The sequence below is a fragment of the Hyalangium ruber genome, assembly GCF_034259325.1.
GTDB classification, from domain to species: domain Bacteria; phylum Myxococcota; class Myxococcia; order Myxococcales; family Myxococcaceae; genus Hyalangium_A; species Hyalangium_A rubrum.
On sequence record NZ_JAXIVS010000014.1, the window covers coordinates 251,080 to 273,408 of the forward strand.

At 69.1% G+C, this 22,329-nt stretch carries 10 protein-coding genes; 8 read left to right on the forward strand and 2 right to left on the reverse strand.

Going from position 1 to position 22,329, the window contains the following annotated elements:
* Positions 1 to 6 precede the first annotated feature (6 nt).
* A complete protein-coding gene (locus SYV04_RS33725; RefSeq protein WP_321550108.1) occupies positions 7 to 828 on the forward strand; it encodes a peptidoglycan-binding protein in 822 nt (273 codons plus the stop codon).
* Between the two features lie 266 nt (positions 829 to 1,094).
* Here SYV04_RS33725 and SYV04_RS33730 read toward each other — a convergent pair whose 3' ends face one another.
* Entirely contained in the window at positions 1,095 to 1,583 is a 489-nt protein-coding gene (locus SYV04_RS33730; protein ID WP_340371387.1) for a GNAT family N-acetyltransferase, read from the reverse strand.
* Between the two features lie 146 nt (positions 1,584 to 1,729).
* Here SYV04_RS33730 and SYV04_RS33735 point away from each other — a divergent pair, with 146 nt between their 5' ends.
* On the forward strand, positions 1,730 to 12,757 hold the full coding sequence (locus SYV04_RS33735; protein ID WP_321550109.1) for an Ig-like domain-containing protein: 11,028 nt from the start codon (positions 1,730 to 1,732) through the stop codon (positions 12,755 to 12,757).
* A gap of 69 nt (positions 12,758 to 12,826) precedes the next feature.
* Entirely contained in the window at positions 12,827 to 13,762 is a 936-nt protein-coding gene (locus tag SYV04_RS33740; protein WP_321550110.1) for a hypothetical protein, read from the forward strand.
* A gap of 1 nt (position 13,763) precedes the next feature.
* On the opposite strand, the gene SYV04_RS33745 is transcribed toward SYV04_RS33740, so the two are convergent.
* Entirely contained in the window at positions 13,764 to 14,696 is a 933-nt protein-coding gene (locus tag SYV04_RS33745) for a hypothetical protein (RefSeq protein WP_321550111.1), read from the reverse strand.
* Between the two features lie 159 nt (positions 14,697 to 14,855).
* On the opposite strand from SYV04_RS33745, the gene SYV04_RS33750 reads away from it, so the two are divergent.
* From SYV04_RS33750 to SYV04_RS33770, 5 genes are all read left to right on the forward strand, one after another.
* A complete protein-coding gene (locus SYV04_RS33750; RefSeq protein ID WP_321550112.1) occupies positions 14,856 to 16,163 on the forward strand; it encodes a sensor histidine kinase in 1,308 nt (435 codons plus the stop codon).
* Positions 16,164 to 16,171: 8 nt separating this feature from the next.
* Positions 16,172 to 16,627 (forward strand): response regulator, encoded by a 456-nt coding sequence (locus SYV04_RS33755; RefSeq protein WP_321550113.1) that lies wholly within the window; start codon positions 16,172 to 16,174, stop codon positions 16,625 to 16,627.
* A gap of 7 nt (positions 16,628 to 16,634) precedes the next feature.
* On the forward strand, positions 16,635 to 18,587 hold the full coding sequence (locus SYV04_RS33760; RefSeq protein ID WP_321550114.1) for an ATP-binding response regulator: 1,953 nt from the start codon (positions 16,635 to 16,637) through the stop codon (positions 18,585 to 18,587).
* A gap of 220 nt (positions 18,588 to 18,807) precedes the next feature.
* Entirely contained in the window at positions 18,808 to 21,315 is a 2,508-nt protein-coding gene (locus tag SYV04_RS33765) for a hypothetical protein (RefSeq protein ID WP_321550115.1), read from the forward strand.
* A gap of 164 nt (positions 21,316 to 21,479) precedes the next feature.
* Positions 21,480 to 22,328 (forward strand): DUF2381 family protein, encoded by an 849-nt coding sequence (locus SYV04_RS33770; RefSeq protein ID WP_321550116.1) that lies wholly within the window; start codon positions 21,480 to 21,482, stop codon positions 22,326 to 22,328.
* Position 22,329: the final 1 nt, after the last annotated feature.

Consider the following 22,329-nt stretch of genomic DNA (forward strand, 5'->3'; position numbering starts at 1 on the left):
GCACCCATGACGCCGTCCCTGACCCGCCGAGGGTCTTCCCGTACCACCGCCCCGGCCTCTTTCGCGACCCCGGCCAAGGCGGCGACCCGGAGCGCGCCCTCCAAGGGTGTGCCGGCCGCGGGCCTCGAGCGGGGCAACACGGGTGCGGCGGTGAAGCAGCTCCAGGACCGGCTCATTGACTTGCACTACCTGCCGGCCTCGGTGAAGCAGGGCGCGGGCTACGGCAGCTTCGGGCCGATGACGGAGAGCGCGGTGAAGGCGTTCCAGTCGGACCGAGGGCTGCCGCAGGTGGGCAAGTTCGGCCCGGCCACGCGCGAGGAGCTGCAGCGGGCGCTCGCCGGACAGCCGCCGCTCAACGGCACGCCGGGGCCCGCGCCGGGCGGAGGCGTCTTCCCGGCGCCGCACGGCTTCGCCGCCATCAAGGCGACCTTCGGCGAGGCGGGCAAGAACATGGTGACGACGAAGCTGCCGGTGGGCCCTGGGGGCAAGCCGGTGGACGTCACCCTGCACGCGAAGATGGTGCCGGTGATGAAGGCGTGCCTGGAGGACGCCGCGAAGAAGGACCTGCTCAAGCACATCAAGACCTTCGACGGCATGTACCCGGGCTTCGTGCGCAACAAGAAGGACGCCAAGACGGGCAAGGACCTGCAGCCGCCGCAGCCCTCGGTGCATTCGTGGGGCGTGGCCTTCGACATCAACGCCAACCCGCGGCCGGGCAAGGTACACCCCGACCTGGTGAAGCACTTCAAGGAGTGGGGCTTCACCTGGGGCGGGGACTTCAAGGGTAACGTCGACCCGATGCACTTCCAGTACGCCAGCGGCTACTGAGGCTGCCGAGCGCCCCCACTGGGACAAAATGCCTCAGGGTCCCTGCCCGGGAGGCCATCTACCCGAAAGGACAGGCTGTTCTCGGGGATGGGAGGGTGTGGCGCGACGCCACAATGCACACCCGCCCCAGTCCCCGCGAGCGCGAGCCGTGAAGGAGTCCCCTGGGATTCCAAGGCTTTGGCGCGGGACAGGGCGCGGCATCCGGGTTGCTCTGGAGCCTGCCCATGACCCCCCCGGCCCCTGGCCCGCGAAGGCGCGACGGAGCGTCACCCTTCGGGGCGCAGCGTGAGAACCATCTCGATGTCGGCGCGCGCGTAGCCTGCCTCGCGCGACACCTCGGGGCCGGTGCGCGTGGTGACGAAGCCATGCTTGCGGTACAGGCCGATGGCCGGCGCGAGCTTCGTGTTCGACACGAGGTAGACGCGCCGGGCGTGGCGCTCGCGGGCGAAGCGGAGCACCTCTTCCATCAGCGCGTCACCCAGGCCGAGCCCTCGGGCCTCGGGCGCCACGGCCATCTTGCACAGCTCGAAGGTGTCCGCGTCCTCGCGGCGCAGCGCGCATGTGCCCAGCACCTGCCCGCCGTGGAGCGCGAAGAACACCTCGCCGCCGCCCGCCACGAAGGCGCGGTGCGGATCCGCGAAGCTGGCCAGATCCGCCTCTTCCAGCGCGAAGTCCTGTTCGATCCACTGCCGGTTGAGCCGGGCGAAGTGCTCGCGCAGGGACTCCTCGTAGCGAACGACCTTCGGTGTCGTCATCCCTCCAGCGTACCGGACGTTGGAGACAGCCTTTTTGGTACCGCGCGTACAATCGATAAAATCTCGCGAACTCGCCTGACTTCACAGGGACGAGACACGAAAGCCGCTCTGGTCCGTGGCGCTCAAACGTGTCTCGCACATCTTTCATGATCGAAATTTCCGATGTCCTGTCCCTCCGGGTAGCCCCGAGGAAGGGATGGCTGGCCCTGCTGTGTCTCGGGGTATGGAGCGCCGCCTGCTCCCCCGAGACGCCTGTGTCCTCGGAGGCCACGCGAGCCCCGGCGCCCGTCGCCGTGTCGGGCGCGTCCCTGGTGGGCGTGGACGGCAACTACACCGTCACCACCGCCAACGAGCAGCTCAACCGCTACACGACGCTGGCGGCGAACGTGGCCGCCGGGGCCACCACCCTCCAGGTCTCGAGCCGCACCGAGCTGGACAGCCCTCAGTTCGGGACGCTGGCGGCGGGTGATCTGCTGATGATCATCCAGATGCAAGGCGCCACCATCGACACCGCGGACGCGGCGGGCTACGGCGCGGTAACGGCGCTCAACGGCGCGGGGCTCTACGAGCTCGTCACGGTGGCCAGCACTTCCAACGGCGCGGGAGCCACGCTCAACATCAACCTCAACACCACGGGGTGCAGCGGGCTGCGCAACGCGTACGTGGCGAGCTCCACGCAGGTGGTGCGCGTGCCGCAGCTGGCAAGCCTCACGGTGAACGCGGGGGCGAGCGTGGTGGCCACCGCGTGGGACGGCACCAAGGGCGGTGTGCTCGCGCTGCAGGTGCAGAACACGCTCAACCTCAACGGCACGCTGGACGCCTCGGCGAGGGGCTTCCGGGGTGGCGCGGCGGACAACGCTGGCTCGGCCATGGGCACGACGACGTACCGCACCCCGGACGCGACCCTCGGCGCCGAGAAGGGCGAGGGCATCGCCGGCTACCAGGATGTCTATGACGGACTCAACGGCCGCTACGGGCGCGGCGCGGCGGCCAACGGCGGTGGCGGCGGTGACGCGCACAACGGTGGCGGTGGCGGCGGCGCCAACGGCAACAACGGCAACCTGTGGACGGGCCAGGGCGTCATGCGCGGCACCGTCACGGGGGCGGCCGCGTGGGCGCTGGACCCGGGCTACATCGACAACGGCAACGCGCGGACGAATGCGAGCGGCGGCGGGCGCGGCGGCTACACCTACTCCTCCTCCAACCAGAACGCGCTGACCCTGGGGCCGGGGCAGGCCACCTGGGGTGGCGACAGCCGGCGCGAGGCGGGCGGCCTGGGTGCGCGGCCCGTGGCCAATGATCCGGGAACGCGGCTGTTCCTGGGCGGCGGCGGCGGCGCGGGCGACGGCAATAACGCCGCGGCGGGCCGGGGAGGCAACGGCGGTGGCCTGGTGTGGGTGGTGGCCGACACGGTCACGGGCACGGGGAGCATCGCCGCCAACGGAGCGCAGGGCACGGACACGATTCCGGGCCACAACGACGCGCCGGGCGGTGGCGGCGCAGGTGGCACGGTCATGGTGTCGGCGCGGGCGCTGAGCGGCATCACCCTCAACGCCAACGGGGGGCGGGGCGGCAACCAGCTCATCACCAGTGACGAGGCCGAGGGTCCGGGCGGCGGCGGTGGCGGTGGCTACATCGCGGTGGCGGGTGGCGTGGTGACGCGCAACGTTGCGGGTGGCCTGAGCGGGACGAGCACCTCCGCCGCGGTGACGGAGTTCCCGGTCAACGGCGCCACGGACGGGGCGGCCGGCCAGCTGGGCGCGGCGGTGGCGACGCTTCCGTTGTGCCTGCCTTCGGACCTGGCCATCACGCTGACGGATGGCGTGACGAGCGTGGTGCCGGGCAGCACGGTGACCTACACCCTCACCGTCACGAACAACGGTCCCAACGCGGTGACAGGAGCGGCGGTGACGGACACGTTCCCTGCGGCGCTGACGGGCGTGACGTGGACGTGCGCGCCGGCGGCGGCGTGCGCCACGACGAGCGGCACGGGCAACATCGCCGGGGCCTTGCTGACGCTGGGCAGCGGAGGCACGGCGACCTTCACGGTGACGGCGACGGTGAACCCGGCGGCTGTGGGCACGCTGAGCAACACGGCCACGGTGGCGCCGCCTCGGAGCAACACGGATCCAACGCCGGCGAACAACAGCGCCACGGACACGGACACGCTGACACCGCGCGCGGACATGTCGGTGACGCTCACCGATGCTCCGGATCCGGTGGATGAAGATGCGACGCTCACGTACACGCTGACCGTGACCAACGCGGGTCCGAGCGCGTCGTCCTCGGTGACGGCGACGCTGAGCCTGCAGGCGGGGGTGACCTACGTCAGCGCCACGGGCACGGGGTGGACGTGTAACCAGTCGGCTGGCGTGGTGACGTGTACGCGGCCTACCGCCGCTCCCGGGGCAGTGCCTGGCATCACGGTGCAGGTGACGGCGCCGGCGGTGGGGGGGACGGTGACGGCGACGGCCGCGGTGAGCGCGTCAACGACGGACCCGGTGTCGGGCAACAACTCGGCCTCGCAGACCACCACCGTCACGAACGTGAATGATCCGCCCAACGCGGTGGACGACGCGGCGATGGTGAACGAGGACAGCGGCACCACCGTGGTGGACGTGCTGGTCAACGACACGTTCGCCCCGGACGTGGGCGAAACGCTCACGGTGACGGCGGTGACCCAGCCAGCCACGGGGGGCACGGTGACGCTCTCGGGCGGGGTGGTGCGCTTCACGCCTGCGGCCAACTTCAGCGGCACGGTGACGTTCACGTACACCATCTCGGACGGCAATGGCGGCACCGACACCGCCACGGTCACGGTGACGGTGAAAGAGGTGAATGATCCGCCCGACGCGGTGAACGACACGCTGACGGTGGGCGAAGACAGCACGGCGACGGTGGTGAACGTGCTGGCCAACGACACGTTCGCCCCGGACGTGGGCGAGCTGCTGACGGTGACGGCGGTGACGCAGCCTGCCACGGGCGGCACGGTGACGCTCTCGGGCGGGGTGGTGCGGTTCACACCGGCGGCCAACTTCAGCGGCACGGCGACGTTCACGTACACCATCTCCGATGGTCGCGGCGGCACGGATACGGCGACGGTGACGGTGACGGTGACGGAGGTGAATGATCCGCCCGATGCGGTGAACGACGCGGTGACGGTGGCGGAAGACAGCGCGGCCACGGTGGTGGACGTGCTGGTCAACGACACGATTGCCCCGGATGTGGGCGAGACGTTGACGGTGACGGCGGTGACGCAGCCCGCCACGGGTGGCACGGTGGCTCTCACGGTGGGCGTGGTGCGGTTCACGCCTGCGGCCAACTTCGCGGGGACCACGACCTTCACGTACACGGTGTCGGACGGTCGAGGCGGCACGGACACGGCGACGGTGACGGTGACGGTGACGGAGGTGAACGATCCGCCCGACGCGGTGAACGACACCCTCACGGTGGCGGAGGACAGCGGCGCCACGGTGGTGAACGTGCTGGCCAATGACACGTTCGCTCCGGACACGGGCGAGACGTTGACGGTGACGGCGGTGACCCAGCCAGCGACGGGCGGCACGGTGACGCTGACCGGAGGCGTGGTGAGCTTTACGCCAGCAGCCAACTTCGCGGGGACCACGACGTTCACGTACACGCTCTCGGATGGCCGAGGCGGCACCGATACGGCCACGGTGACGGTGACGGTCACGGAGGCGAATGATCCGCCCGACGCGGTGAATGACGCGGTGACGGTGGCGGAGGACAGCGCGGCCACGGTGGTGGACGTCCTGGCCAACGACAGCTTCGCGCCGGACACGGGCGAGACGTTGACGGTGACGGCGGTGACGCAGCCAGCCACGGGCGGCACGGTGACGCTCTCGGGCGGAGTGGTGCGCTTCACGCCGACGGCCAACTTCAGCGGAACGGCAACGTTCACGTACACCATCTCGGATGGTCGAGGTGGCACGGATACGGCCACGGTGACGGTGACGGTAACCGACGTGAACGATGCGCCGGACGCGGTGAACGACAGCTTCACCGTGGCGGAGAACAGCACCAACAACGTGCTCGATGTGCTGACCAACGACAGCTTCGCGCCCGATGTGGGTGAGACGCTGACGGTGACGTCGGTGACACAGCCCGCCAGCGGCACGGTGACGCTCACGGGCGGGACGGTGCGCTACACGCCGCCGCCCAGCTTCAACGGCACGGTGACGTTCTCGTACACGGTGTCGGATGGGCGAGGGGGTACGGATACGGCCACGGTGACGGTGATGGTGGCCGGGACCAATGATCCGCCGACGGCGAACGACGACATTCTCACCGTGGCCGAGGACAGCGTGGCCACGGTGGTGGATGTGCTGGCCAACGACACGTTCGCGCCGGACACAGGCGAGACGCTGACGGTGACGTCGGTAACGCAGCCTGCCACGGGCGGCACGGTGACGCTGGTGGGCGGCGTGGTGAGCTTCACGCCGGCAGCCAACTTCGCGGGGATCGCGACCTTCACGTACACCATCTCCGACGGCAACGGCGGCACGGATACGGCAACGGTGACGGTGACGGTGACCGAGCTGAACGATGTGCCCGATGCGGTGAACGACGCGGTGACGGTGGCCGAGGACAGCGCGGCGACGGTGGTGGACGTGCTGGCCAACGACACGTTCGCCCCGGACGTGGGCGAGACGCTGACGGTGACGTCGGTGACGCAGCCTGCCACGGGTGGCACGGTGACGCTCACGGGTGGAGTGGTGCGCTTCACGCCGGCGGCCAACTTCGCGGGCACGGTGACGTTCACGTACACGATCTCGGACGGTCGAGGCGGCACCGACATTGCGACGGTGACGGTGACGGTGACGGAGGCGAACGATCCGCCCGACGCGGTGAACGACGCGGTGACGGTTGCCGAGGACAGCGGCGCCACGGTGGTGGATGTACTGGCCAACGACACGTTTGCTCCGGACGTGGGCGAGACGTTGACGGTGACGGCGGTGACCCAGCCAGCGACGGGCGGCACGGTGACGCTCTCGGCTGGGGTGGTGCGCTTCACGCCAGCGACCAACTTCGCGGGGACCACGACCTTCACGTACACGGTGTCGGACGGTCGAGGCGGCACCGACACGGCGACGGTGACGGTGACGGTGACCGACGTGAACGATGCCCCCGACGCGGTGAATGACGCCATCACGGTGGCGGAGGACAGTGCGGCCACGGTGGTGGATGTGCTGTCCAACGACACGTTCGCGCCGGACGTGGGCGAGACGCTGACGGTGACGGCGGTGACCCAGCCGGCGACGGGCGGTACGGTGACGCTCTCGGGCGGAGTGGTGCGCTTCACGCCAGCGGCCAACTTCAGCGGCACGGCGACGTTCACGTACACGGTGTCGGACGGTCGAGGTGGCACGGACACGGCGACGGTGACAGTGACGGTGACCGACGTGAACGACGCGCCCGACGCCGTGGATGACGCGGTGACGGTGGCGGAAGACAGCGGCGCCACGGTGGTGACGGTGCTGGCCAATGACACGTTCGCGCCGGACACGGGTGAGACATTGACCGTGGCGACGGTCACTCAACCCGCCACGGGAGGCACGGTGTCGTTGACCGGAGGCGTGGTGCGCTTCACGCCGACGGCCAACTTTGCGGGGACCACGACCTTCACGTACACGATCTCGGACGGCCGAGGCGGCACGGACACGGCGACGGTGACGGTGACGGTGACCGACGTGAACGATGCGCCGGTCGCGAACGACGACACGGTGACGGTGGCGGAGGACAGCGGCGCCACGGTGGTGACGGTACTGGCCAATGACACGTTCGCGCCGGACGTGGGTGAGACGCTGACGGTGACAGCGGTGACGCAGCCTGCCACGGGCGGCACGGTGACGCTGACGGGCGGAGTGGTGAGCTTCACGCCCGCCAACAACTTCGTGGGAACCACGACCTTCACGTACACGGTGTCGGACGGCCGAGGCGGTACGGACACCGCCACCGTGACGGTGACCGTGACGGAGGTGAATGATCCTCCCGACGCAGTGGATGACGCGGTCACTGTGGCGGAGGACAGTGCGGCCACCATCGTGACCGTGTTGACCAACGACACGATCACTCCGGATGCGGGCGAGACGCTGACGGTGACGGCGGTGACCCAGGCCACCCACGGCACGGTGACGCTGGCCGGGGGCGTGGTGCGCTACCAGCCCGAAGCCAACTTCTACGGTACCGATACCTTCACGTACACGGTGTCGGACGGCCGAGGCGGCACGGACACGGCGACGGTGACCGTGACGGTGACGGAGGTGAACGATCCTCCCAGCGCCACGAACGACAGCTTCACGGTGGCGGAGAACAGCACCAACAACGTGCTGGATGTGCTGATCAACGACACGTTCGCGCCCGACCCGGGCGAGACGCTGACGGTGACGGGAGTGACCCAGCCGGCGAACGGCACGGTGACGCTGACGGGCGGCGTGGTGCGCTACACCCCTCCGGCGGGCTTCTTTGGCTCGGTGACGTTCACGTACACGGTGTCGGACGGCCGAGGCGGCACGGACACGGGCACGGTGACGGTGGTGGTCTCCGGGACCAACGACCCGCCGACGGCGAACGATGACACCCTCACGGTGGGCGAGGACAGCGCGGCCACGGTGGTGAACGTGCTGGCCAACGATACGTTCGCGCCGGACGAGAACGAGACCCTGACGGTGACGGCGGTGACGCAGCCGGCGCACGGCACGGTGACGCTGATCTCCGGCACGGTGAGCTACCAGCCCGAGCCCAACTTCGCCGGCATCGACACGTTCCTGTACACCATCTCCGACGGCAACGGCGGCACGGACACGGCGACGGTGACGGTGACGGTGACGCCAGTGAACGATGCGCCTGGCGCGGTGGACGACACGCTGGAGGTGTCCGAGGACAGCGCGGCCACGGTGGTGGACGTGCTGGCCAACGACACGATCGCCCCGGACGACAACGAGACGCTCACGGTGACGGCGGTGAGCCAGCCTGCCAACGGCACGGTGACGCTGGTGGACGGCGTGGTGAGCTACCAGCCCGACGCCAACTTCTTCGGCACCGACACGTTCACCTACACCATCACCGACAGCAGCGGTGGCATGGACACGGCGACGGTGACGGTGACGGTGACGGAGGTGAATGATCCGCCCACGGGCGTGGCCGACAGCTTCTCGCTGGCCGCGGGCAGCGGCGCGGCGACGCTGGACGTGCTGGCCAACGACAGCATCGCGCCGGACGTGGGCGAGACGCTGACGGTGACGGCGGTGACGCAGCCTGCCACGGGCGGCACGGCAGCGGTGGCGCCGGACGGCTCGGGAGTGGTGTTCACGCCGGCGCCTGGCTTCACGGGAATCGTGACGTTGACGTACACGGTGTCCGACAGTCGAGGCGGCACGGCCATCGTCACCGTCACGGTGGACGTGGGCGCGGTGAACACGCCGCCGACGGCGAACGACGACAGCCTCACGGTGGACGAGGACAGCACGGCCACGGTGGTGAACGTGCTGGCCAACGACACGGCCGCGCCGGACGTGGGCGAGACGCTGACGGTGACGGCGGTGACGCAGCCCACCCACGGTACGGTGACGCTCACCGGAGGCGTGGTGCGCTACCAGCCCGAGGCCGACTTCTTCGGCACCGACACGTTCACCTACACGATTTCGGACGGCAACGGCGGCACGGACACGGCGACGGTGACGGTGACAGTGTCCGAGGTGAATGATCCGCCTGCCGCCGCCAATGACGTGCTGACGGTGAGCGAGGACAGCGTGCCCACAGTGGTGGACGTGCTGGCCAACGACACGTTCGCGCCGGACGTGGGCGAGACGCTCACGGTGATCGAGGTGACACAGCCTGCCAATGGCACGGTGACGTTGGTGGGCGGCGTGGTGAGCTACCAGCCCAACCCCAACTTCTTCGGCACCGACACGTTCAGCTACACGGTGTCGGACGGCAACGGCGGCACGGCCACCGCGACGGTGACGGTGACGGTGTCCGAGGTGAACGACCCGCCCACGGGCGTGGAGGACATCTACGCGGTGCCGATGAACAGTGGCGCCGCGACGCTGGACGTGTTGGCCAACGACAGCATCGCGCCGGACGTGGGCGAGACGCTGACGGTGACGGCGGTGACGCAGCCGACCAGCGGTGGCTCGGTGACGGTGGCGCCGGATGGCTCGGGGGTGGTGTTCACGCCGGAGTCTGGCTTCTCCGGCCCGGTGACGTTCACGTACACGGTGTCCGACGGCCGGGGCGGAACGGACACGGTGACGGTCACCGTGAACGTGGTCACGGAGAACAGCCCGCCTACGGCGGTGGATGACGCCATCACGGTGGCGGAGGACAGCGGCACCACGGTGGTGAGCGTGCTGGCCAATGACAGCACGGAGCCGGACACGGGCGAGACGCTGACGGTGACGGCGGTGACGCAGCCGACGGGCGGCACGGTGACGCTGGTGGGCGGCGTGGTGAGCTTCACGCCGGCGGCCAACTTCTTCGGAGTCACGACGTTCACGTACACGGTGTCGGACGGCAACGGCGGCACGGACACCGCGACGGTGACGGTGACGGTGTCCGAGGTGAATGATCCGCCGACGGGCGTGGCCGACACGTTCTCGGTGGCGGCGAACAGCAGCTCCACGCCGCTGAACGTGCTGGCCAACGACTCCAGCGCGCCGGACGCGAACGAGACGCTGACGGTGACGGCGGTGACGCAGCCCGCCGAGGGTGGCACGGTGTCGATCCCCTCGGATGGCTCGGGGGTGGTGTTCACGCCGTCCCTGAACTTCATCGGCACGCTGACCTTCACGTACACGGTGTCCGATGGCAACGGTGGCAGCACCACCGTCACGGTCACGGTGAATGTGGGCCTGCTGGACTCCGACAACGATGGTATCGATGACATCACCGAGACGGAGCTGGGCCTCGATCCGAACGACGCCGACAGCGATGATGACGGTGTCTCGGATGGCGAAGATGGCATCACCGATAGCGACGATGACGGCCTGATCGACGCGCTCGATCCCGACAGCGACAACGACGGTCTGAATGACGGCACCGAGCGTGGGGTGACGAACACCACGGCCTCGCCGGGCACCGACCTGTCCTCGCCGAACTTCCAGCCGGACAGCGATCCGTCCACGACCACGGATCCGCGCAATCCGGACACGGACGGCGACGGCCTGAAGGACGGCACGGAGGACGCCAACCACGACGGCCGCGTCGGAGACACGGAGTCGGATCCGAACGACCCCGACACCGACGATGGTGGGCTCAACGACGGCGACGAGGTGTCGGCGGGCGGAGATCCGCGCAACTACGCGGATGACCTGGCGGTGGCGGGTCGTGGCTGCGCCTCCACGGGAGCCGGGACGCTGCTGCCGCTGGCCCTGCTGTTGGCCCTGCCGCTGCTGCGCCGCCGTCGCGGCGCGGTGGGCACGTGGGGACTCCTGGGAGTGCTGGCCGCCGTGCTCTTCACGGCGCCCGTCAGCGCCCAGACGCTCCCGGCCTCGCAGGACATCGACGTGCAGCAATACAAGCCGGGCCCGGGCCTGAAGGATGTGCTGGGAGTCCACAGCCCGCGAGTGGGCAAGCACCTCGGCTGGAACCTGGGCCTGTCCTTCAACTACGCGAAGGATCCGCTCAACTTCCTCAACCCGCGCACCGACACGTTCGTCTACGAGATCGTCAAGAACCAGTTCACCTTCGACCTGATGGGCGCCATCGCGCTCTTCGACCGGGTGGAGCTGGGCGTGGCGCTGCCCATCACCTCACAGGGCTCGGGCTCGGGTGCCTCCGTGGCGCCGGTGCTCCCCGAGGGCGTGGACGCCACGGGCGTGGGGGACCTGCGCCTGGTGCCCAAGGTGAACCTGCTGTCCACGGACAGCGGGCTGCACCTGGGACTCGCGGTGCCATTGATGTTGCCCACCTCGGGAGGCAAGGAGTTCCTGGGCCGCAGCGGCCTGGCCGTCTACCCGCGAGTGCTCGGCGAGTGGAGCAGTGACGGGGGCACGCGGGTGCTGGCCAACGTGGGCCTCAACCTCCAGCCCAAGGAGCAGCTCTACAACCTGAACGTGGGCAACGAGCTCGCCTACGGGCTCGGCACGGAGATCCCCTTCCAGATGGGCCGGCACCGGCTCGCCGCCGAGGCCACGCTGGTGGGCGCGCTGGGGCTGAAGCAGTCCAACACCGAGGAGCGCCCGCTGGAGGTGCTCGCCGCGCTGAAGTACCGCTTCTCGGACGCGCTGGCGGCGCACCTGGGCGGTGGTCCGGGCATCACCCGCGGCTACGGCACGCCGGGCTTCCGGCTGTTCGCGGGCGTCATCTGGACCGAGACCGAGCGCGCTCTGCCGGCCCGCATCGAGGCTCCGCCGCCCGCTCCCGCGTGCCCCCAGGGCCCCGAGGACGTGGACGGCTTCCAGGACGAGGACGGTTGCGCGGACCCCGACAACGATGGGGACGGGCTCCTGGACGTGAGCGATCGCTGCCCCAACCAGCCGGAGACGAAGAACAGCTTCGAGGACGAGGACGGCTGCCCGGACGAGGTGCCCCCGCCGCCGCCGGTGGACACGGATGGGGACAACCTCACCGATGACCAGGACCGCTGCCCGGCCGCCGCCGAGGACATGGATGGCTTCGAGGATACGGACGGCTGCCCGGATCTGGACAACGACCGGGACAGCGTCGCGGACGAGAGCGACAAGTGCCCCACCGCGCCGGAGACCATCAACGGGGTGCAGGACGAGGACGGCTGCCCCGACAAGGGCGAGGTGAAGGTGCTGGTCGAGGGACAGAGGATCGTCATCCTGGACAAGGTCTACTTCGCCACGAACAAGGACGTGATTCTCGCGCGCTCGTTCAGCCTGCTGCAGCAGGTGGCGGCGGTGCTGCGCGCCAACCCGCAGCTCACCAAGGTGCGCGTGGAGGGCCACACCGACAGCCAGGGCGCGGACGCGAAGAACCAGGACCTGTCCCAGCGTCGCGCCAACAGCGTGCGCAAGCGCCTCATCGAGACGGAGGGCATCGCGCCCGAGCGACTGGAGGCGGTGGGCTACGGCGAGACGAAGCCAGTGGACACCAACGACACGGCTAAGGGCCGCGAGAACAACCGCCGCGTGGAGTTCACCATCCTGGAGACGAAGGCTCCCGAGGAGGAAATCGAGGCGCATTGAAGCACCTGTAGACCTTTTCGGGCTCCTGTCCGTTGAAGGCGAGACCTATCAACGGACAGGAGTCACCCGATGCGAAGTGGAACCTCTCTTCTCGCAGCGCTCGTCGTGTGCCTTGCGAGCGGCACGGCCCTGGCGCAGTACTCGAAGTCGGCGGGGCTCAACGCGCCCACCGTCGCGGCCACCCAGGAGTACATGGACGAGCAGGGCCAGCGCCAGCGGCGCGAGGTGCAGGTCCGGGCGGCTCCCGACAAGCACGGCAATGCCGCGGGTAGCCAGCACGACCTGGCGGTGGACGGGGCCTTCGACGGGCAGACGGTGGCCGTCCTCCACTTCTATGCGATGGAGAACTTCGACTTCTCGCTGCCCAAGCAGGCGCTGGCGGAGAAGGGGTTCTCGGTCTACCGCTGGGTGGGCCGTGCCCCGAGCCCGGAGGAGCTGGAGGAGAAGCTGAAGAAGGCCTGCCAGCTGTGGATCATCTCCAGCGACCAGCGGCACCTCAACGAGAAGCACCTGGCGGTCATCAAGCGCTTCTTCGACAGCGGCAAGGGCGTCTACATCTGGGGCGACAACGAGCCGTACTACGCGGACGCGAACGCGGTGGCGCAGAAGCTGCTGGGCACCGAGATGCGCGGCAACCTGATGGGAGACCAGGTGGTGGGCCTGCAGAAGGGCGCGGGCAAGCCGGGGCTCTTGCCGCGCCACCTGCTGACGACGGGGCTCGAGTACATCTACGAGGGCATCACCATCGCCACCATCCAGCCGAACCAGACGCTCACGCCGCTGGTGTACGGCTCGGAGGGCAACCTGGTGGCGGCCTTCCATGACCGTGGCGGCAAGCGGGCCATCCTGGATGGCGGCTTCACGCGGCTGTACGTGAAGTGGGACACCGCGGGCACGGGCCGCTACGTGAAGAACGCGGCGGCGTGGCTGGTGAACGTGGAGCGCTTCGGCGACACGGTGGTGGCCGAGCGGCTGCGCAAGGACGGCGCGCAGCCCCAGCAGTGAGTCACAGCTTGGACAGGTGCGTGCCGACGCGGATGATGAAGCGCACCCGGCGCGGATCCAACCCACCCACCAGGCGCGACGGCTCGGGCCCGGAAAGCGGCCAGCCCTCACTCTTGGGGGAAGCCTCCCCCGGGTTCGGTGCCACCGCTCGTTCTATCTGGGGCGGCGGAGCCCGGCGGGACTCGAGCGGCGGCACGTGCTCCTCCACCTCGTGGCCAAAGAGCCACGCGCCGCACCGCCAGAGCACCTCGTAGCGTTGCTTGAGCAGGGTCCAGAAGCGGTTGCGCAGCCCGGAGGCCTCCAGCACGGGGGCCGGCGCGCCGCTCTCTCCCCCGCTCCAGGGCGCCAGCAGTTGCCGCAGGTTCGTCGCCACCTGCTCCGCCTCCTCGAGGTCCGCCGCCGTCACCGGCGAGCGCCCGGAGATGCTCGCCTCGTGGCGCTTGAGCAGGGCGGTGAGCGCCAGACAGTCCTCGACGACATTCTGCCGGCCGCCGCTCAGGGAACTCACCTCGTCCTCGGGCAGCAGGCCCACCGCGGCGAGCGCCTCGGCGGCCTTGAGCAGTTTGCGCCGCGCCCGCAGCGCCTGCTCGAACAGTGGACGGAAGGAGACGGCCCGTAGCTGGCGATGCACCTGGAGCGCGGCGAAGGCCAGGCCTTGTGCGAGCTGCGGGAGGGACCGCAGCTCCTCGAGTTTCACTCCGGGTAGAGCGCTGACCACGGCCTCCTGGGCGAGGACATGCTCGACACCTTGTTTCACGTTGTAGCAGGCGAGAGCGATATCGGCCCGACACTCCTCGACAGCACTGGCCTCCAGGGCCTGGGCGGGCGCGAGGAAGGCCTCGTATGCCGCTTGCGAGCCGAGCGCCTCCAACTCGGCCGCCTCCTCGGTGCCGAGCCCGGATGGCGTGGGTGTGGGGTCCCCTGGCTCGGGCATGCGGCGAGCCTAGCCGTGGGCCGATCGGCCTCACAAGCTGCCCGAGAGGTTACCCTCACCCAGGGTCCCTGGTGCCTCGGCGGACGAGCAGGTTTCTAAGAAGGTGTGATCCGTCTCAAACCCGACATCGTGTATCATGAGAGTATTGGGGGAGCGACTTTGAGCCAGACATCCCGGGTGGACAGCGAGTCTGAGAGCGCGGAGCCCACGAAGGCCACGCCACCTGGCAATGACACCTCCATGGAGCAGGTGCTCCAGTTCATCTCGAGGCTGAAGGCCGACGAAGCCAATGTGCGCTACCCGGTGGGACAGGGGCCGCTGGCGCCTGTGATTCAGGCCCTCAACGGGCTGGCCGCCGACATTGACTCGCGCCGCTCCTCGACGACCGATGCGTTCGGCATCCATGCCCTGGTCCGGCAGGCGCCCAGCACGATGATCGCGTACGACACCGAGCATCGGATCCGCTTCATCAACTCCATCCCTCCGGGAGTCAGTTCCGAGGAGATCGTCGGCCGGTCCGCCTATGACTGGATCGCCCCGCATGACGTCGAGCGGGTGCGCGGTTTCTTCCAGAAGGTCCTCGAGACGGGCGAGCCCGTCGAGTACGAGACCCAGTCGACCCCCGAGGTGGGCAATGCCTGGTTCTCGGTGAGGCTGGGGCCGGTGCGCTCGGGCTCGGAGATCGTCGGCTTGACGCTGATCACCACCGACGTCACCGCCCAGAAGCTGGCCCAGCTGCGCCTGGAGGAGAGCCTGCGCCGGCTGGAGCAGTCCAACCGCGAGCTGGAGAGCTTCGCCTCGGTGGCCTCGCACGACCTGCAGGAGCCACTGCGGAAGATCCAGTCCTTCGGTGAGCGGCTGAAGTCCACCGCCGCCGAGGTGCTCAGCCCCGAGGCGCGCGACTACCTGGAGCGGATGCAGAACGCGGCCACCCGCATGCGCCGGCTCATCGACGATCTGCTGGCCTTCTCGCGGGTGAGCTCGAAGGCCCAACCCTTCGTCCCGGTGAACCTCTCCAACATCGCCGGAGACGTGGTGGGCGACCTGGAGGTCGCCATCGAGCAGGCGGGGGCCACGGTCACCGTGGGCCCGCTGCCGACGCTCAAGGCGGACCCCACGCAGATGCGACAGCTGTTGCAGAACCTGCTGAGCAACGCGCTCAAGTTCCGCCAGGAGAACGTGCCCCCGCGCGTCAACGTGCAGGCCACGGTGGACGCGAAACAGAAGCGCTGCGAGCTGCGCGTCGAGGACAACGGCATTGGCTTCGACGAGAAGTACCTCGGCCGCATCTTCAACCTGTTCCAGCGCCTGCACGGCCAGGGCAAGTACGCGGGCACGGGTATCGGCTTGGCCATCTGCCGAAAGATCGTCGAGCGCCACGGCGGAACCATCAGCGCCAGCAGCGTGCCCGGCCAGGGCGCCACCTTCATCGTCTCACTGCCACTCGAACCCCCCCAGAGCGTGTAGAGGATTCCATGCAACGAGCCAGGGCAATCACCATCTTGATGGCCGATGACGACGCGGATGACCGGGACCTCACCCGGGACGCCATGCGTCAGAGCCGCCTGCGCAACGAGCTGCGCTATGTGGAGGACGGCGAGGAGCTGCTCGACTATCTCAACCACCGGGGCCGCTACACCGACCCGAAGGATGCGCCGCTGCCGGGGCTCATCCTCCTGGACCTGAACATGCCTCGGAAGGACGGCCGCGAGGCCCTGCGGGAGATCAAGTCGCACCCCGGGCTGCGGCGCATCCCCGTCATCATCCTGACGACCTCCAAGACGGAGGAGGACGTGCTGCGCACCTATGACCTGGGTGCCAACTGCTTCATCACCAAGCCAGGCACGTTCGAGGAGCTGGTCGAGGTCGTGAAGGTCCTGGATAAGCACTGGGTGCAGACCGCCGAGCTTCCTCAAGTGGCTGTCTCATGACCTTCACATGAACTTCGGAGCCCCCACGCACCCGCTGCGCATCCTCCTCATCGAAGATGATGAGGATGACTTCATCCTGGTGCGGGACGCGCTGGAGGCGCTGGGCTCCGAGAAGAAGATGACGCTCGAGTGGGTGGAGGACCCGGAGCGGGGGTTGGAGTTGCTGCAGGCCGGCGGCCATGACGTGTGCCTGTTGGACTACCGGTTGGGCATCTACACGGGGCTGGAGCTGCTGGAGCTGGCGCGCCAGCGCGGGGTGCATACCCCCATCATCCTGATGACGGGGCTGGGGGATGACATGGTGGACCGCCAGGCGCTGGAGGCCGGGGCCGCCGACTTCATGGTCAAGTCGCAGATGACGCCGGTGCTGCTGCAGCGCTCCATCCGCTACACGGTGCAGCACGCGCGCACGCTGGCGGAGCTGCGCCGCTCCCAGTCGAGCTTCCGAGAACTCATCGAGCGGCTGCCCGACGGCATCTGCGTTCTGCGGGAGCGCCGGCTCATCTATGCCAACCCCGCGCTCGTGGCGCTGGTGGGGTGCGACTCCGCGGACGAGCTGCTGGGGCGGGAGCTCAGTGATCTGGCCAGCGCCTTCTTCCAGCCGGAGGACTGGCAGGCGCTGCGGCGGGACGAGCCCGGAGTGCTGAAGGCCCGCGGCCCCATGGCCTTTCGGGAGTTCCGCCTGCGGCGCAAGTCGGGCGACATCATCGTCGCGGAGATGGCCCGCTTCGCGGTGGTGTTCGACGGACAGCCGAGCGCCATGTGCATTGCCCGGGACCTGACGGAGCGCAACCAGATGCAGTCGCGGTTGATGCTCGCGGACCGCATGGCCGCGCTGGGGATGGTGGCGGGCATGGTGGCGCACGACATCAACAACCCGCTGGCCTACGTGCTCACCAACCTGCACACGCTGGAGTCGGACGTGCTGCCGCGCCTGCCGCTGGCGACGGGCGAGCGCGAGGAGGTGCGTGGGTTGCTCTCGGACGCCCAGCTCGGCGCCGTGCGGGCGCGGGAGGTCGTCCAGCAGTTCCGCATCTTCTCCAGCGGAGAGAAGGAGCCCCGCGCCGAGCCCCTGGAGGTCCACCGGGTGCTCGAGTCGGCGCTGCGCATGGCGGGCAACGAGATTCGCCACCGCGCGCGGCTGGTGCGCGACTACACCGAGCCGCTGACGGCGCAGGCGAGCGAGGGTCCGTTGGGGCAGGTGTTCCTGAACCTGCTGGTGAACGCGGCCCAGGCCATCCCCGAGGGGGCGGTGGAGGGCAATGAGATCCGCCTGGTGACGCGGCGCGCGGCGGGGGAAGTGCGCATCGAGGTACACGACACGGGCGTGGGCATTCCGCCGGACCGGCTCACCCGGGTGTTCGACCCGTTCTACACCACCAAGCCGCGCGGGGTGGGCACGGGGCTGGGGCTGTCTATCTGCCGCGACATCGTCTCGGGCTTCGGCGGGCGCCTGGAGCTCGAGAGCGAGGTGGGGCGCGGCAGTGTCTTCCGCGTCATCCTCCCCGCCGCGGCGACGCCCGAGGTGGTGGCCCGCTCTCGGCTCACGACCGAGCCAGTCCTCGCCAAGGTCCGGCGTGGGCGCATCCTCATCGTGGACGACGAGCCGCTGGTCAGCCAGGCCATCCGCCGGGCGCTCCAGCGCGAGCACGAGGTGATGGCGCTCACCAGCGCGCGCGAGGCCCACCAGCGGCTCACGGGCGGAGAGAGCTTCGACATCATCCTCTGCGACATCATGATGCCGGAGATGAGCGGGATGGACCTACACGAGCAGCTGGCGCGTGTCTCACCCGCGCAGGCCGAGCGGATGGTGTTCCTGACGGGCGGGGCCTTCACGCCCAAGGCGCGCGAGTTCCTGAGCCATGTGAAGAACCCGCGCATGGAGAAGCCCTTCCTGCCCAAGGAACTCCAGGCGCTGGTGCACTCCCTGCTTTCTGGGTCGGCTGCCTCCCCCTCCTGAAGGGGTAGGATCACGTTCGCCTACCCTCGGGAAGCGTCTGCTTTCCAAGGCTCCCACAGAGCGTCGGTGCCTTCTGGCTTGTAGCGCGCGGTGCGTGTGAATAAATCCGCGCGCGGTGCGTCCGACGGCCAGGTTTGGGTCCGAAGGGGATGGGCGACGGTGGTTCCTCAGTACGCGGGGCGGGCCAGTAGCTTCTCAAATCCCTGAAGGCAGGCCTCATATGCGCGTGTCGAAGTGGTTGGCAGGTGCCCTGGCGGGAACGCTCGTGGGCTGCACCGTCGGCCCTTATCCCGAGGAGCCGGACTTCGATAACCCTCCTGACGGCTGGGAAGGCCCCATCAACCCGTCGAATCCGAGCACGGGCACGAATCAACCCGACTTCCAGCTCGAGTCGTTGGCGGGGCCCTCGACGGTGGGCTCGGCCTCTCAGGATTGGGTCCGCGCGCAGCTGTGCAACCGGGGAGATGTGACGGGCACCACCGAGGTGGCCTTCTTCCTGTCGCGCGACCGGAACATCGACACGCAAGACGCGCTGCTGGCCGTGAGCGCGCGGCTCACGGTGCCGGCGGGGAGCTGCCGCGAGGCGAGCGCGCGCCTCTCGCTGCCGAACCTGGATCAGGGCAGCTACATCCTGGGCGCCCTCGCGGATCCGCAGGGCAGCGTGCGCGAGGCGAGTGAGCTCAACAACGCCCGTTCGGGGAGCGCCTCCTTCGTGGACCTGACCCCGCCGCAGTCGCCGTTGCTCTCGTGGCTCCAGCCGGGAGGCGGCTCCTCGCAGCAGCCCCAGCTGGTGGTGCGCTCCGAGGCGAACGCCACCCTTCGCGTCTACGGCGGCGACGGCTGCGTCGGCGCGCCGGTGTTGACCTCGACGCTGGGCGGGGACTCGAGCGGGTACAGCCAGGTGAGCCTCAACCTCCCGTCCTATTCGGCGACCAGCTACTCGGTGCGCTCGTATGACTCGGTGGGCAATGCCTCGGGCTGCAGCAACATCCCGGCTCCTTCCGTCTATGACACGACGCCGCCGGCCCCGCCGGCCATCGTCGACGCGAACTGGCAGTACGGCAGCACCCAGCACCGGCTGCACGTGACTGGCACCGCCGAGCCGCTGAGCGAGGTGGGCATCTTCATCGACGTGGCGTGTACGGGGTTCCCGGCCGTCACGGTCTTCGCCAACGCCTCGGGCACCTTCACCGCCGTGCTCACGGTGGCGGCGAGCGGCCCGGGCAGCGTCCGCCGGGTGTACGTGGCGGCGCGGGATGCCGCGTACAACGAGTCCACCTGTGTCGAGGGTCCCACGTATACGACGCCGTGCCCGCAGGGCTACGCCGACTGTGACGGCAACCCGGCCAACGGCTGCGAAGCGGACCTGACGGCGGACGCGGACCACTGTGGCACCTGTGGCAACAGCTGCCCGGATCAGGGCAACGCCGAGGGCGTGTGCGTGGCGAGCACGTGCGGCGTGGCGTGCCCGGTGGGCCACTACGACTGCGATGGGAACCCGGCCAACGGCTGTGAGTCCACTTATGCGTGCGGCCCGGCCTCATGCACCATCGACCGCTCGGAGGAGCTGGTCATCACCTCGCTCTCGGTGGTGGAGGACATGGTCCGCACGCCGGTGGGCGGCCCGTGGCACTTCGAGGCGCTGATGCGGGCGATGGCGGGCAATCAAGACCCGTCGACGCTGGTGCGCCAGTGGCTGAGGACGTGGGCCACGCCGCAGACGATCAACGGGTTGGTCGTGCCGGCGCGCCCGCAGATGCTGACGAAGGTGCTCGGGCCCTGGGAGGACGTGAGCGGCGGGCCGTCGCAGCCGCTGAACTTCGCGCACGCACCGTTCCGGCTGCTGGCGATCGTCAACCGGATGGACCTGCGGCAGCCGGGGGTGCAGGCCGGAGAGGGGCGCTTCGTGTTCGGCGTGCTGGGCCCGAGCGGCAACCCGCTCGAGTTCACGGTCATCTTCGAGTACGCGCTGCCCGGGGCCACGCCGGAGGCCATTCAGCTCTGGGCTCGGGACTGGCATGAGCTGGGGCAGCTGGGGCTGAGCCACCCGGACTTCAAGATGAAGCTGCAGGCGCTCACGGATCGGTTCACGCTGGCGGGGGTGATGCCGGGGCGGCCGCACGGCAGCGCGCTCAACCAGATCCGCACCAACGAGGTGGAGCTGGGAGACCCGTGGGAGATGCGAGAGTTCGTGTTGACGGAGTCCGGGCTGCAGCCGACCACGGTGAAGCTGACGCCGGACCTGGGGTTCAACAACTCGAACGCGCTGGGCAACTTCATGCGAGAGAACCAGGCGGCCATCATCGCCGAGCAGTACACGGTGCCGGAGACGTTCTCGGGGCAGCGGTTCCTGGGCGCGGCGTCGCGGGTGCCGGAGAACCTGTTCTGGCGTGCGCCGTCGGTGAACCTGGAGGCGCGGCACAAGTTCTCGCTCAACACGTGCAGCGGGTGCCACGCGGGGGAGACGGGCACGGAGTTCTTGCACATCTCCAACCGGGCGTTTGGCCAGATGTCCACGCTGTCGCCCTTCATGCGAGGCGGCACCATCGTGGATCCGGTGACGCAGCAGCCGCGCCAGTTCGATGACCTGGGCCGTCGCGCGCAGGACCTGGCGACGCTGGTGTGCGGGACTCCGCCGGCGCCGGGCCTCAAGGGTTCAGACCTGACGTTCGAGTCGCTGCTGGGCTTCCCGGCGCCGTCGAACCTGCCTCGCTCGCGCGTCCACTGAGGCACGGTGTAGCCACGGGGGCTGACATGAGTCCCCGTGGCAGTGCCTGCTGTTGAGCGGACGGCGACTGCCCACGTGAAGATGCCGTGGGAGGTCGGTGCGCTCTGGTAGGGTACAACCGAGGAGGTTCCCTTCGGTTGACCCTACCTGCTGGATTCCCTGCCATGCTGCTGGTGTTGGTGTCGTTGCCGGGCCCGGTGGCATGGGCCCAGGCGGGGTTGTCGCCCGCGCGCGAGGTGAAGGCCCGGCGCGCGGAACTGTCCTCCGGAGCCGTGCCGGAGGTGCGCGTCGCGCCCGGCTATCTCACGACGCTGGAGTTCGATTCTCCGCTCGACCGTGACGCGCTCACGGTGGAAGGGCGGGAGAGTCGGTTCGCGTTGCTGGAGACCAACACGCGCACGCTCGTGCTCCGGCCCGCGGTGGAGCTGGCTTCCGGAGAGCGCCTGCTGGTGACGGTGGGCTTCGCGGATGGGCTGGTTCCCGCGAAGGCCGTGCTTGCGCTCGTGGCGCACCCGACCGAGGTGGATGGGCAGGTGCAGGTGGTGCGGCAGCCGCTCTCGAGCGAGGCGCTCCAGGCTCGACTGGAGGCAGCGCTGGCCCGGTGTGAAGCGGGAGGGTTGGCCAAGGTGGTGCTCTCGGGAGCCGTGGATGATCAGGGCGTCACCGTGGAGTTGCTCGAGGGCAGGTGCCACTGGAGGGGTTTGCAGGGAATTCCTCTTCAATCTCCCATGGTCTATCGCTCCTGGAAGTCCTTCGTGGTGATCATTCCCCTTCACCTTCCTGCTGGAGGAACTCCTTGGACGCCAGGTGAGGCGAGGCTGCTGGATGCCGAGGGTCGGGTGGTGCAGCGCATGCCCGTGTGGCTGGACGTGGTTCGCCTCACCCCTGGAGGGACGGGTTCTCTCGCGGTGGAGATGGACTTGCGCCCCGAGGATGCCGGCAGGTTCTTCGTCCTGGAAGTACGCGAGAAGGATGGGGAACGCGGAGTCGTGATCGAGAGAGTGAGGCTCTGAG